At 55.7% G+C, this 13,434-nt stretch carries 14 protein-coding genes, 1 tRNA gene and 1 pseudogene; 12 read left to right on the top strand and 4 right to left on the bottom strand.

Annotation, left to right across the window (positions count from 1 at the left end; all coding sequences use genetic code 11):
• Window positions 1-260: pseudogene (locus tag Q0O07_RS03290) on the top strand (hypothetical protein); the annotation flags it as partial.
• 335 nt (window positions 261-595) lie between these two features.
• Window positions 596-1,237, top strand: a complete 642-nt coding sequence (locus Q0O07_RS03285) for a hypothetical protein (RefSeq protein WP_295490329.1) — start codon at window positions 596-598, stop codon at window positions 1,235-1,237.
• Between the two features lie 209 nt (window positions 1,238-1,446).
• Here the strand turns inward: Q0O07_RS03285 and Q0O07_RS03280 are convergent.
• A tRNA-Pro gene (locus Q0O07_RS03280) sits at window positions 1,447-1,523 on the bottom strand.
• A gap of 179 nt (window positions 1,524-1,702) precedes the next feature.
• Here Q0O07_RS03280 and yajC point away from each other — a divergent pair.
• From yajC to secF, 3 genes are all read left to right on the top strand, one after another.
• The gene (yajC, locus tag Q0O07_RS03275; RefSeq protein WP_295490326.1) at window positions 1,703-2,029 is read left to right on the top strand and encodes a preprotein translocase subunit YajC; all 327 of its coding nucleotides are present in this window, start codon (window positions 1,703-1,705) and stop codon (window positions 2,027-2,029) included.
• 68 nt (window positions 2,030-2,097) lie between these two features.
• Window positions 2,098-3,696, top strand: a complete 1,599-nt coding sequence (gene secD, locus Q0O07_RS03270) for a protein translocase subunit SecD (protein WP_295490325.1) — start codon at window positions 2,098-2,100, stop codon at window positions 3,694-3,696.
• 10 nt (window positions 3,697-3,706) lie between these two features.
• Entirely contained in the window at window positions 3,707-4,696 is a 990-nt protein-coding gene (gene secF, locus Q0O07_RS03265) for a protein translocase subunit SecF (RefSeq protein ID WP_295490322.1), read from the top strand.
• Window positions 4,697-4,699: 3 nt separating this feature from the next.
• Here secF and Q0O07_RS03260 read toward each other — a convergent pair whose 3' ends face one another.
• Complete coding sequence (locus tag Q0O07_RS03260) at window positions 4,700-5,263, bottom strand: helix-turn-helix transcriptional regulator (RefSeq protein WP_295490320.1); 564 nt, start codon at window positions 5,261-5,263, stop codon at window positions 4,700-4,702.
• Between the two features lie 88 nt (window positions 5,264-5,351).
• Here Q0O07_RS03260 and Q0O07_RS03255 point away from each other — a divergent pair, with 88 nt between their 5' ends.
• Window positions 5,352-5,849 carry a DUF6456 domain-containing protein gene (locus tag Q0O07_RS03255; protein ID WP_295490318.1) on the top strand — a complete coding sequence of 166 codons (498 nt, stop codon included), beginning with the start codon at window positions 5,352-5,354 and terminating at the stop codon, window positions 5,847-5,849.
• Here Q0O07_RS03255 and Q0O07_RS03250 read toward each other — a convergent pair.
• Window positions 5,846-7,648 carry an ABC-F family ATP-binding cassette domain-containing protein gene (locus Q0O07_RS03250; protein WP_295490316.1) on the bottom strand — a complete coding sequence of 601 codons (1,803 nt, stop codon included), beginning with the start codon at window positions 7,646-7,648 and terminating at the stop codon, window positions 5,846-5,848. The two genes, Q0O07_RS03255 and Q0O07_RS03250, sit on opposite strands and share 4 nt — an antisense overlap.
• A gap of 277 nt (window positions 7,649-7,925) precedes the next feature.
• Here Q0O07_RS03250 and Q0O07_RS03245 point away from each other — a divergent pair, with 277 nt between their 5' ends.
• From Q0O07_RS03245 to Q0O07_RS03225, 5 genes are all read left to right on the top strand, one after another.
• Window positions 7,926-8,774: a D-amino-acid transaminase gene (locus tag Q0O07_RS03245; protein ID WP_295490314.1), complete on the top strand. Its 849-nt coding sequence runs from the start codon at window positions 7,926-7,928 to the stop codon at window positions 8,772-8,774.
• A gap of 27 nt (window positions 8,775-8,801) precedes the next feature.
• Complete coding sequence (locus Q0O07_RS03240; protein WP_295490311.1) at window positions 8,802-9,518, top strand: SIMPL domain-containing protein; 717 nt, start codon at window positions 8,802-8,804, stop codon at window positions 9,516-9,518.
• Between the two features lie 77 nt (window positions 9,519-9,595).
• Complete coding sequence (locus Q0O07_RS03235) at window positions 9,596-9,895, top strand: hypothetical protein (protein WP_295490309.1); 300 nt, start codon at window positions 9,596-9,598, stop codon at window positions 9,893-9,895.
• A 72-nt stretch (window positions 9,896-9,967) separates the two neighbouring features.
• A complete protein-coding gene (locus Q0O07_RS03230) occupies window positions 9,968-10,633 on the top strand; it encodes a response regulator transcription factor (RefSeq protein ID WP_295490307.1) in 666 nt (221 codons plus the stop codon).
• A gap of 83 nt (window positions 10,634-10,716) precedes the next feature.
• Entirely contained in the window at window positions 10,717-12,027 is a 1,311-nt protein-coding gene (locus tag Q0O07_RS03225; protein WP_367271033.1) for a sensor histidine kinase, read from the top strand.
• On the opposite strand, the gene Q0O07_RS03220 is transcribed toward Q0O07_RS03225, so the two are convergent.
• Window positions 12,028-12,315, bottom strand: a complete 288-nt coding sequence (locus Q0O07_RS03220; RefSeq protein ID WP_295490303.1) for a chorismate mutase — start codon at window positions 12,313-12,315, stop codon at window positions 12,028-12,030.
• Between the two features lie 96 nt (window positions 12,316-12,411).
• Here Q0O07_RS03220 and Q0O07_RS03215 point away from each other — a divergent pair, with 96 nt between their 5' ends.
• A complete protein-coding gene (locus tag Q0O07_RS03215) occupies window positions 12,412-13,425 on the top strand; it encodes a polyprenyl synthetase family protein (protein ID WP_295490300.1) in 1,014 nt (337 codons plus the stop codon).
• Window positions 13,426-13,434 lie beyond the last annotated feature (9 nt).

Here is a 13,434-nt window from a genome sequence, read left to right as displayed (position 1 = left end):
TCCCGCCGAGCGCCACATTGATGTCTGGAACGGCTGAGGGCACGATCTTCACCCCACCAACACGCAGAGACCTGATCGATGCGGCGTTCGCTTATGTGATTGCGGGCGGTCCATTCGCGCGCCAATCACCGATGGACATTGCCCGCGAGAAATTTATCGCCAACGAACTTGCTGGCGGCCATTTCCTGCAGCCAAATGATGTGGTGCGTCATCGTTCGAACGTCCTTGGCGACATTGTCATCACAGTTGTCCGACCATGATCTAATTGCTTGGGCGGTAGTGCCTTATTCTTGGTCGCACCCGCTCCTGTTGAGAAGCGTGGGTCGGATGGGGACCAGTGTAGGGTCTGCAAAGTTAGCGACAAAAGCCAGGCTTTCTGACTTGCATAAACGGCAACTATTCATCGATCCGCGCAGAGCCGCGGACAGTCCGCTCCCGGCCCAATTCCGGTCATTATGACGAAACGAATTTCATGATCTCAACCGCCCCGAGCGATGTATCGCTCTTTTTTACCCAAAGCCAAATCAGGCTACCGCGCCACGCCGTAATGTGATAATATTACATTAGACAAAAGATTTCGGTCAGAAAGCAGGGTATGGCAGCCTTCCCCTCACCAGCCGCAAGAACTTACAAGCCAACGGTAGAAGATTGCATAGCGCTCGACACGTCCATGCTGCGTAAGAATGGAATGCTGCTTGAGTTCATGGATCACCGGCTCCAACGCCGATGGCAATTGGGCAGCAACCTTGTGGGCGACATCTTCCTGACCACAACATTCACCGGTGACATCGCTTATCCAAGCTTGCAAATTGATGGAATATGCTTTGGGCAGCCAATTATGCAAACAGTGCAGTTGGTATCGAGGCGGATGCGTTTTGGCGGCAATCGTTGGTACTTTGTGTGCCCCCAGACCAAGCGGCTTTGCTGCAAGCTTATTCTGCCCTCGGGCGCCAAAGCCTTCGCCTCAGTAAAGGGCTGGGGGCTGCCTTACCGCTCGCAGTACGATGACGCTGTAACGCGAGCGCAGAAGGCCATAGGGAAGCTCACAGCGCGCTCTGAGGGTCTATCCAAGTACACACGCACAGACACCCGTCAGGCGCTTCAGGAGCGATTATTGGCTAAAGAGGAATTCCTTTACCGGGTTGAGCAGCAATGCGCCCGGGATCTGTTCGTCGGCAATAGAATGTCGGTGCGGCGGGCGTGCAGGGTGGCTGTGGCTGATAGGCGACTGAGATGAATACGATTGGGTCAAGGGGAGGCGGGGCAACCTTTCGTCTAGCTTTCTAGCCGGCGGGGGTCGGATAAGGTGAATGGATATGCCTAACAGCATGCAGTTATTAGCGCTGAACCGTCCGCGAAATTGCTTCGCGTGATGTCATGGTGATGTCACCACAGATTGCTTAGTGATAAAATTCTGAGTAAATGTGAAGAAAAGCCTAGAATAATTGGTCGGGACGACAGGATTCGAACCTGCGACCCCCACACCCCCAGTGTGATGCGCTACCAGGCTGCGCTACGTCCCGACCGCCAATGACCTCGCGGAGGTCAGTGGAAGCGCGCATATATGGCGCTGGTTTTTGAAAAGCAAGCGCGCTGTCGACGCTTTGACGTTGCGTCAGCAGGGTGCAGGTGATAATCGCGCCCGATTGGTTCCGGGCTGCGCTGCATGTTGGCGCTCCACTTAATGAATGTGAGGTCTTCCATGGAGTTTGTTATTTTGAGCGCTGCCGCCGGTGGTGCTGGTGGTTCGGCATTTTTTGTGCAGTTGTTTCCGCTCCTGCTGATCTTTGTGGTGTTCTATCTCTTCCTCATCCGTCCACAACAAAAGCGGGCGAAGGAGCATGAGGCAAAAATCGCTGCGGTACAGAAGAATGACGACGTCGTGACCGCTGGTGGCCTGATGGGTAAAGTGACCAAGGTTGCCGACGATCATGTCGAAGTTGAAATCGCGCCAAATGTGCGGGTGAAGGCGGTCAAGTCAACCATCGCCAATGTGCAGTCGCGCAATGCCAAAGCCGCGAATGATTAACCCTGTGGGTTGAACGGCTTTGCCGCTAGCCCCAGATATTGCTTTTATAGTTCGTTCGGAACCCATCTATGCTTGATTTTCCCCGTTGGCGCATATGGATGCTCAACACCGTGCTTGTCGTGGGGATGGCCTTTGCTATTCCGAGCCTGCTGCCGACGTCGATGCGCGCGCAGCTGGCGCAATTTGTGCCCACACCCACGATCAATCTGGGCCTCGATCTTGCAGGTGGCAGCCATATCTTGCTGGAGGCGGACACGTCGCAACTATCAGAGGCCCGGCTCGAAGCGTTGGAAGACAGCGTCCGCACAGCGATGCGCCGTGCCAATCCGCAAATTGCGATTGCGGATGTCTCACGCACTAATGGTGAACTTAGCTTTAACGTCACCGACATGTCCAAGGTCGATGCTGCGCGGGAAGTGATCTTGCCGCTGATTAGCAATACTTTGGGCGCGCGAGATTGGAATATCGGCGTCAATAATGGCAACCGCATCATTCTGTCACCGGCAAGCTCAGGCGACGAAAATGCGCTGGACCAAGCGATGGACACAGCCAAGGACGTCATTGACCGCCGGATTAACGCGCTTGGCACGTTGGAGCCGACGATCATTCGTCAAGGTGATAACCGCATCGTCGTTCAGGTTCCCGGATTGGATGATCCAGAGGCGTTGAAGGCGTTGATTGGTAAGACGGCTAAGCTTGAATTCAAGTTGGTTGATGAACAAGCTGATCCCGATCAAACCGCGCAGGGCAAGGCCCGTGTTGGTAGCCAAGTTTTGCCCTATCCCGATAATCCCACTGGTCTGCCGTACATCGCGGTGCGCCGCTTGGGCGGCATATCCGGCGACAAGTTGGTCAAGGCCGACCCGACCTTTGACCAGCAGACCAATGAGCCTGCTGTCACCATCCAGTTTGATTCCGAAGGCGGTCAAAGATTTGCCCGGATGACTCAGCAAAATGTGAATAAATTGTTCGCGATTGTGCTCGACGGCCAAGTCATTTCCGCGCCGCAAATTCGGGAGCCGATTTTCGGCGGCGTATCCCAAATTTCCGGCAGCTTCACGACCGAAAGCGCCAATGCGTTATCGATCTCATTGCGCTCTGGTGCATTGCCGGTGGATTTGACTATCGTGGAGGAACGTTCGGTTGGTCCCGACCTTGGCGCTGACTCCATCCGTCGCGGCGTCTTAGCTGCGGTCATTGGTACAACCGCCATTCTTGTGCTCATGTTTCTCGTATATGGCCGTTTCGGCATATATGCCAATGTGGCTTTGATCATCAACGTGTTGATGATTTTGGGCGTGATGTCCTTTGCCAATGCGACATTGACCTTGCCAGGGATTGCGGGCTTTGTTCTCACGATTGGGGCGGCGGTTGATGCGAACGTCCTGATCAACGAACGTATTCGCGAAGAACTGAAACGTGGCCGCCGGGTGGTGCAGGCCATCGAGTTCGGGTACAAAGAAGCAAGCCGCGCGATTTTCGACGCGAACAGCACCAACGTCATCGCGGCGGTTTTGCTCTTCATTTTCGGGTCGGGACCCATTCGCGGATTTGCCGTCGTCCTTATGATCGGGATTGTGACCTCGGTTTTCACCGCCGTGACCATCACCCGCATGTGGGTGTCGCTCTGGGTGAAGCGCACGCGGCCCACTGAATTGACGATTTGAGGATATTGATATGAAACTGCTCAAACTCGTTCGTGATGACACCAATATTGACTTTCTCAGATGGCGCGTATGGGCCTTTGCGATCAGCCTAGTTCTGATGGCGGCATCGGTGGGATTGGTCGCGACCAAGGGCCTGAACTTTGGCGTCGATTTCATCGGCGGTCAGATGATCCGCGCGACCTTTACGCAAAGCGCCACGGCGCCCGTGACCGAACTACGCGAGACGGTGGGCAGTCTTGGCTATGGTGATCCGACAATTCAGCGTTTCGGCGCTGAAAACCAAGTGTCGATCCGCATGAAACTGCCTGAAGGTGCCGACAAAAACCCCGAACTCGCGAATGCGATGACGGCGAAGATTACCAGCAGTTTGAAGGCGGGTCATCCCGATGTGCGGATTGACGGGGTAGACTCCGTGTCCGGCAAAGTTTCGGAGGAATTGTTCAGCAAAGGGGTATTGGCACTTCTGGCCGCCATGGCCGGGGTTTCGATCTATATCTGGTTCCGTTTCGAATGGCAGTTTGGTGTAGGGGCGATCTGGTCTTTGGTCCATGACGTAACGCTTACCTTCGGGCTTTTTGCGCTTACGGGGTGGGAGTTTGACCTGAACATCATTGCCGCGCTGCTGACCATCATCGGCTATTCCTTGAACGATACCGTCGTGATTTACGACCGTATCCGCGAAAACCTAATGAAGTTCCGAAAAATGGAAATGGCCTCGCTGTTGAACCTGTCGGTCAATGAAACCTTGTCCCGTACGGTGATGACCAGCGTATCGATATCGCTACCGCTGATCGTGCTCGTGCTATTTGGACCGGACGTCATTTTTGGCTTCAGCATGGCAATGGCATTTGGTATTGTTGTTGGCACTTATTCGTCCATTTATCAGGCCGCGCCGATCCTGATTTGGCTCAAGGTTGGATCACATAGCTTCGTCCCGACTGACGAAGTGACGGGTTCCAAGGCGGAGCGGATAGGCCAGGACTTCGGCGCGCAGCCTTAACGGTTATAACTTGCGGACGAGCCGGACGGCTTTGGCAATCCAGGCTGGGTAGGTCACGACCTGCTGACGTGCGCCAGCCTCCAGCGGCAGAAGGTGGAGCTTTCCGGCATCGCGGCCAAGCAAGCGGCCAAAGATGAACCGCCCGCCCGGTCGCGGCACAAGGACATCCAAATTCAGCGCAGCGGCAAAATCCTCCGCCTGCAGCTGCTCCAGCCATAATTCATCCCCGCGTCGATATTCGCCCATCGGTGCCGCAATACGAAGCCCGACCATATTCCCGCTGACATTGGGCACCATGAGGCGTTCCTCCTGCGTTGGCGCATAAGTTCCGTCCTCATGCAGCACCGCCGCGACGAACAGAAATTGTTGGTCAGGCAAAGCGACGAGATCGCTGGAATCCACTCCTAAAGCGTCCGCAATGCGGTTAATCCAGATGAGTGAAAGCACGCGCATGCCGGTTTCAAGGCGGCCGATGGTTTGTGCCGTTGTTGGAGGCTTACAGCGTTCTGCCACATCGGCAAGTGTCAGGCCTTTGGCCCTTCGAACATCGCGAATTCGACTTTGCATGGAGCACTCCATTACCAAATAGGTTTTTTCTTTCCTACAATATTTACCACATGGCAAGGGTGATTCGAACAGTCAAAGGAGATTATCGATGCCCGCCAAATCCTATTCGAACCGGAAATTTCACGATCCACGCATGCTGGTCGAACACTCAGTAGCAGAAATTCATGCAACCCAGCGCAGTGTGACGATTAACCTGTCGGAATCGCCACTGTCGTGGTTGCATGCGCGCGGCCATTTGTCGAACCGACAAATGTTGGCAGGTGAGACATTGCGCGGCGATTATGAATCAGCCGCCCTTGGACCGCATGTGACTATGTCGTGGGAGAATATCCCGCGCAGTCGCCAGAAACGCGGTGCGCCATCGGGGCTTAACCGAACCGAACGGATGATTCAGGCCAAAAGCCGCTTTGACGGCGCGTTGACGGCGCTTGGCCCCGATCTGTCGGATATTGCGTGGCGGGTCATTTGCGTTGGGGAAAGCGTGCCCGCTGCGGAACGCGAAATGTCGTGGCCTGTGCGGTCGGGAAAGCTCGTGCTCAAAATCGCGCTAGATCGGCTGGCGGCCTTTTACCGCATTCCAGGCTAGGATGTGGAATCTTCGACCATCATGGCGAGTTCGAGCCAACGTTCCTCTGCCGCATCCTTTTCGGCGCGCAGGCTATCGGTCTTTGCGGTCAATTCAGCAAAACGCGCTGGCTTTTGCGTGTACAAAGCTGGGTCACTCATTTCCTTTTCCGCCGCCGCAATCTCGGTATCGATGTCTGTGATGCGCTTTGGCAGGAGGTCATAGTCGCGCTGATCCTTATAGGTCAGCTTGACCTTTTTTGGCGCTGATGGGGCCGCATTATTAGGCTCGGACGACGCCACCTTTTCGGCCTTCTTGGCGGCGGGCTTGTTCCGCTTGTCCCGTTTTTCTTCCCAATCAGCATATCCACCGGCGATGATATCGACATGGCCTGATCCATCCAAGCCTAGCGTCAAATTGACCGTCCGGTCCAGAAAATCGCGGTCATGGCTGACGATTAAAACCGTGCCGTCATAATCGGCGATAACCTCTTGCAACAGGTCCAGCGTTTCCAGATCAAGGTCATTGGTCGGCTCATCCAGCACCAGCAAATTGGCCTCCCGGGCAAATTCCCGAGCGAGCAAAATGCGCGATTGCTCGCCGCCGGATAAGGAGCCAATCCGGGCCTCAATCAACGCGGGGTCAAACAGGAACTCCTTAAGATAACCCTGCACATGCTTGCGCACGCCGCGCACATCGATCCAGTCGCTGCCATCGGCCAACACATCGCGCACGCGCTTTTCGGGCGTCAGCAATTTGCGTTGCTGGTCAATGACGATGCCCGTGAGCGTCGGCGACAGCGTAATGCTGCCCGTGTCGGGTTCGGTCTCGCCCGTCAGCATACGGATAAGCGTTGTTTTGCCCGTGCCATTTGCGCCCACAATGCCGATGCGGTCGCCGCGTTGAATGCGCAGCGTGAAATCCTTGATAATCGTGCGATCGCCAAAGCTTTTGCCAACATTCTGCGCGCTGATGACCGTTTTGGTTTTGCTGTCGTCGCTTGCGGCAGCGAGCTTGGCCGTACCTTGCGGGCCAATCATCGCGGCTCGGGCGGCGCGCATTTCCCATAGCTTGGCCAAGCGACCTTGGTTACGCTTGCGCCGCGCAGTGACCCCGCGTTCCAACCAATGCGCCTCAATCTTCAACTTGGCATCCAAACGGTCTGCATTGCGCGCATCTTCGGCAAAGACCCGTTCAGTCCAAGCGTCATAACCGCCAAAGCCGATTTCATTGCGGCGCAGCAGGCCGCGATCCAGCCAGAATGTCTGCCGCGTCAACCGCGTCAGAAACGTTCGGTCATGGCTAATCACCATGAATGCGCCGCGATAGCGCGTTAGCCATTCCTCCAGCCATTCAATCGCCGCAAGGTCAAGATGGTTGGTCGGTTCGTCCAGCAGCAGCAGGTCAGGCTCGCTTGCCAGCGCGCGGCAAATTGCGGCGCGGCGCTTTTCCCCGCCGCTTGCGGTCTTTGCCTCTCGGTCCAAATTAATGCCCAATTGGTCAGCAATCGCGCGCACCGCATATTCGGGTGGGCCTTTTTCACCATGAATGGCAAAATCGACCAGCCTGCTAAATACGCTGACGTCGGGGTCTTGTTCTAACATCACAATGTTGGTGCCGGGCGCGATGACGCGGTTGCCCTTGTCAGCTTCGACCGTTCCGGCCACCAGTTTCATCAACGTCGTTTTGCCCGCCCCATTGCGCCCGATCAGTGCTAACCGGTCACGCGCGCCGATGAACAAATCAATATCCTGAAACAGCCAGCCACCACCTTGCTGGAGCGCGAGATTTTCGAAAGCGAATATGGGGGGTGCTGACATGTTGACGGGCGGATAGGACGCAAGTGGCGGCAATGCAACCGTGACGGTGGAAATTAAGACCCTGAAACAAGTTCAGGGTGACGGGGTAGGGTGTCCAGGGTGACGGGGTGGGGTGTTCAGGTCGACGCGGCATCATATTTTCCAGGATCGATATTTTCCAGTATCGTGATGCCGACCACGCGCGCGTCATGCTGAACTTGTTTCAGCATCCTACTTCGGGCATCAACGCAAACCGCAAACCGCAAAACACAGTCAGGGCATCAGCAAGGCAAAGATCATGCGCACTATCTATCTCAACGGAAACTACATCCCCGAAACCGAGGGCAAGGTGTCGGTCTTCGACAGAGGCTTCCTGTTTTCAGACGCTGTTTACGAGGTAGTCTCGGTACTCGACGGTAAACTTGTGGATTTCGACGGCCATGTCCAACGCCTTGCCCGCTCGCTCGCAGAAATCGGGATAAGAGGCGCACCAGACGCAGACCAGTGGCGCGCTATTTGCCGCGAACTGGTGGCGCGTAACAACCTCGAAGAAGGCATGATCTATTGGCAGGTCACACGCGGCACGCCTGAAGACCGCGACTTTCTGTTTCCGCCTGCCGATACGCCGCCGACGGTTCTTGCCTTTACGCAATCCCGCACGCTGGCGGACAACCCATTGGCGCTTCGCGGGATTCGGGTGGTGACGATGCCTGATTTGCGTTGGGGCAGGGCAGACATCAAAACAACGCAATTGCTCTATGCTTCTATGATGAAAAATGAGGCGATTGTGCGCGGCGCGGACGACGCGTGGATGGAGCGCAATGGCTGGATTACCGAAGGCAGCGCGCAAAACGCGCATATCATCACGCATGAGGGCATTTTGGTTACGCACCCGCTTAACCGCGAAATTTTACACGGCATTACCCGCGCATCCGTGCTGCCGCTTGCGGCACATCACATAGAAGAGCGGCCTTTTTCCATTCGCGAGGCGGAGCAAGCGGCGGAAGCCTTTATGTCGTCCGCCTCAGGCTTTGTGATGCCGGTCGTGCAGATTAACGGGCAATTAATCGGCAATGGCCAACCCGGTTCGGCAACCGTTCAGCTTCGCCATGCCTATATCGAATGGGCGCGCCGAACAGCAATCTAAATGGTTGGCACAAAACGGGAGTTTGATATGCATAAATTTATGTTGGCAGCGATGCTTGCGACGAGCGGGATGATGGCCAGTGGCGCGATGGCGACGGAGGTGCATGTGACCACCGCCAATCCGGTCATTGACCTGACGATCTCAGAAACCGTCGAAACCCCGCCGGACATCGCTACATTTTCAACTGGCGTTCAAACATTGGCGCCAACGGCAAGCGCGGCGGTCCGCGCCAATAATGCGCAAATGGCGTCTGTAGTTGCGCGGCTGAAGACGCTTGGCATTGCGGATCGTGATATCCAAACCACGCAAATCAATTTGAACCAGCAATTTGACTATCGCGACGGGCAGCAGATTTTTAAGGGCTATCAGGCGTCGAACATGGTTAATGCCAAGCTACGCGACCTGACAAAGCTTGGCGCTTTCCTTGATGCGCTTGCAGTGGATGGCGCGACCAATTTCAATGGACCAATGTTTGGCATTGATGACGACAGCAGCTTCCGGGAAGCCGCCCGTGACAAGGTGTGGGCCATGGCGATAGCCAGGGCGCGCAGTCTGGCGCGGAAAGCCGGTTACAATGACGTTCGCGTATTGCGTATCGAAGAAACGGACAATCAAGGGCGTTATGCAGCAATGCCTATAGTCGTGCGTGCGTCGATGAATGACATGGGGAAATCCACACCCATTTCGCCTGGCGAGCTCAGCGTTGCGGCAGGCATGTCCTTCACATTTGAAATGGTGAAATAATGGATTTTGGACGTCAAACGATGCGAAGCGCGGGCGCGCCATTCACTTTGCGTTCAATGCCGCACGCTTAGGGGGCGATGATGTTATACCGACTTGTCCTTGCCTCCATGCTCGCAAGCATCGCTTTGCTTAGTCCTGTAACCGCCGATCCGCTCCGGGGGGAGCAGAATGAGGCGCGGCAGGATATGCGGGCCGGCAAGGTCAAGCCCCTACGCGAGATTGAGGCAATTATTGTACCGCGCATGCGCGGGATGCAGTATCTGGGCCCAGAATACGACCCAGTCGCACAAGTTTACCGTTTGAAATTCATTGACCGCGACCGGGTTATCTTCGTCGACGTGGATGGGCGGACGGGAAGTGTGCTGCGGCAACTGTGATAGGATTTTGTCGCGGCACCCAAATCTGCTAGCCTCATCGCTGTACAAACTATGACAATATAAGGGAACGGCATGCGCATCTTGATCGTAGAAGACGAACCCAATTTGGGCAAGCAGCTCAAGTCAACGCTTGAAGGCGCTGGCTATGCCGTTGACCTCTCGGTTGATGGTGAGGATGGCCATTATATGGGTTTCACCGAAAATTACGACGCCGTCATCCTTGACCTTGGTCTGCCGGAAATTGACGGGCTGACCGTTCTTGACCGCTGGCGCAAGGAAGGCAGAAAATTCCCTGTGTTGGTGCTGACGGCTCGGGATAGCTGGTCGGATAAGGTCGCTGGCCTTGATGCAGGTGCCGATGATTATCTCGCGAAGCCGTTCCAGACCGAAGAATTGATTGCACGATTGCGCGCGCTGATCCGCCGTGCATCTGGCAATGCGTCAAGCGAGCTGAATGTCGGCGATGTCCGGCTGGATACGCGTTCGGGCCGTGTGACGCTTGATGGTCAGCCCGTGAAGCTGACGGCGCAAGAATATAAGCTGCTGTCTTACCTGATGCACCATAAGGGCAAGGTTGTGTCGCGGACGGAACTGATCGAACATATTTATGACCAGGATTTCGACCGTGATTCGAACACTATTGAGGTCTTCGTGACCCGCATCCGAAAGAAACTGGGGCAGGAGGTGATTTCGACGATCAGGGGCCTTGGCTACAGCCTTGAGGAACCCGTTAGCTGAAACCGCCAGTGGCCAATATGACCCTACCAAAGCCGCCAACGTGGCGCAGCCAACTTCAAAGCACAGGATCGCTTACCCGCCGGATGATCCTGACGGCCGCTGCGTGGATTACGATTTTGCTCATCGGTGGGGGCGCTGCGCTGGACCGCGTGTTGACCAATTCGGTTGAACAGAATTTTGATACCCAGATCGAATATGTCCTGACTGCGATGATTGCTTCGGCAGAAATCGGCCCTGATGGTGAAATTCGGATGAACCGGCCGTTGGGCGACCAACGTTTTTTGGAACCGAACAGCGGCGTTTACTGGCAGATTACGGGCAAAGACGCGATGCCCTTTTCCTCTCGCTCACTGTGGGACCGCGCGCTTCGCCCGCCCGCTGGTCATAAAGATCAGGCGGTTCATTTTCGGAACAGTGGTGAATTTCCTGACGAGCCGCTGCGCATCGCAGAGCGCTCGATAAAGCTTCCGGACTCCGATGTTGCTTGGACATTTATGGTGGCGCAGAGCCGCAATAGTCTTGATGCGCAGATCCAGGAACTGCGCTCTGTATTGGTGACAAGCTTCTTTCTGCTAGCGCTTGGCCTTATCATTTTGGCGGCGTTACAGACATTTTATGGTCTGTGGCCGCTGCGCGCGGTGCGCATGGCGATTGCCCAGATGCGCAGCGGCAAGGAAAGCCGGGTGACAGATGCCTTGCCCGACGAAGTGATGCCGATGGTCAATGAGTTGAACGCCTTACTCGACCATAATGAGAAACAGGCGGAGGAATCGCGCCGTCATGCGGGTAACCTTGCGCACGCGCTCAAGACGCCGTTAACGGTCATCATGAATAGCGCGACCGCGCACGCCCCTGATATGTCGGAAACGGTCATCCGCGAAGCCACAACGATGCGGCGTCAGGTGGACCATCATTTAGCCCGCGCCCGCGCTGTTGGCCGCCGGGGCCACAGCCACAGCCGCGCGGTGGTCTGGGGCAGCTTGGAATCGGTCGAGCGCGCGGTGGGCCGTCTCTATGCGCATATCCGACTCGATATGGCCGGAGACAAAGCAATTGCGGCACGGGTGGAGCGGCAGGATCTGGATGAAATGCTCGGTAACCTGATCGAAAACGCGGCGAAATATGGCGGCGGCAGTGTGTTTGTGACGGTCGAGGATGCAGGCGACTTTGTTGAAATGATCATTGAGGATGACGGACATGGCATCCCCGAAAGCGAACGTGAACGGTTGTTTGATCGCGGTGCGCGGTTGGATACCGGCAAGCCTGGTACGGGCCTTGGTCTCGCGATCGTCCGCGACGTTGTCGAAATTTATGGCGGGACTGTCGCGTTGGAAAAAAGCGAGGATCTGGGCGGACTCTTGGTCAGATTACGCTTACCAAAAGCGACAAGCTGATTAACTTCCGTCGCGGATTTGCTGATGATGGCGGATGACTTCATCAATGATGAAGCGCAAGAATTTCTCGGTGAAATCAGGGTCAAGCTTGGCGTCATGTGCCAATTGCCGAAGCCGCTCTATCTGCCGCTCTTCGCGTGCGGGGTCTGCGGGTGGCAGCGATGACTTTGCCTTAAACTCACCCACGGCCTGCGTTATCTTGAACCGCTCGGCGAGCATGAAAACGAGGGCAGCATCGATATTATCGATACTGTCGCGAAAGCGGGCGAGGGTGTCTGCGTCGTTCATTGGTGCCATCTGTGCCGATATTGACCGCAACGGACAAGGGGAAATACGCCATTTGCACTTGCCTATCCACGCTGCGGGCGTCACAGCGATCAGATTATGACGGCAACTATCCACAATATCGGCGGACATCAGGCCCCATCGCTCGACCCAATTTTGAAATTGGTCGCTTTGGGCATGAATAAGGTCAATGCGGTCATTCTGGATCGCATGCAGTCCGAAATTCCGCTTATTCCCGAACTGGCTGGCCATTTGATTGCCGGCGGTGGTAAACGTATGCGACCAATGCTTACTTTGGCCTGCGCGCAGTTGCTCGATTATCCTGGTGATCGTCATCACAAATTGGCTGCAGCCGTAGAGTTTATTCACACCGCAACGTTGCTGCATGATGATGTTGTCGACGGCAGCGATATGCGACGTGGCAAGACTGCGGCGAACCTGATTTTCGGGAACCCAGCGGCTGTGCTTGTCGGCGACTTTCTGTTCAGCCGGTCGTTTGAGCTGATGGTCGAGGATGGTTCGCTCAAGGTTCTTAAAATCCTGTCGAACGCATCGGCCGTTATCGCGGAGGGCGAGGTCCACCAGTTGACTGCGCAGCGGCAGATTTCGACGACGGAAGAAAAATATCTCGACATCATTGGTTCGAAAACGGCGGCTTTGTTTGCTGCGGCGTGCCGGATATCTGCGGTTGTCGCTGAAAGCGGAGAGGCCCAGGAAATGGCGTTGGATGCCTTTGGCCGGAATCTTGGTATTGCGTTCCAGCTTGTTGACGATGCCATTGACTATGTCTCCGACGGCGCGACCATGGGCAAGGACAGCGGAGACGATTTCCGCGATGGCAAAGTTACCCTACCTGTGATCCTCGCGCATTGCCGTGGCAACACCGAAGAGCAGAAATTTTGGCGCGACGCGATGCTGGGTAACCGGGTAAGCGACGCCGATTTGGCCCATGCCCGTGCCTTGTTGCGTGCGCATCGTGCCATTGACGACACATTGGATCGGGCGCGGCATTATGGTCAGCGCGCGATTGATGCGATTGCGCATTTCCCCGCAGGCGAAGCCAAATCTGCGCTGACCGAGGCAGTGGAATTCGCAATAGCCCGGGCATATTGACGGACGCAG

This window comes from Sphingorhabdus sp. EL138 (assembly GCF_945890115.1).
Taxonomy (GTDB): domain Bacteria; phylum Pseudomonadota; class Alphaproteobacteria; order Sphingomonadales; family Sphingomonadaceae; genus Sphingorhabdus_B.
Note: the sequence above shows the minus strand (reverse complement) of the source record. Positions and strands in the feature narration are given on the sequence as shown.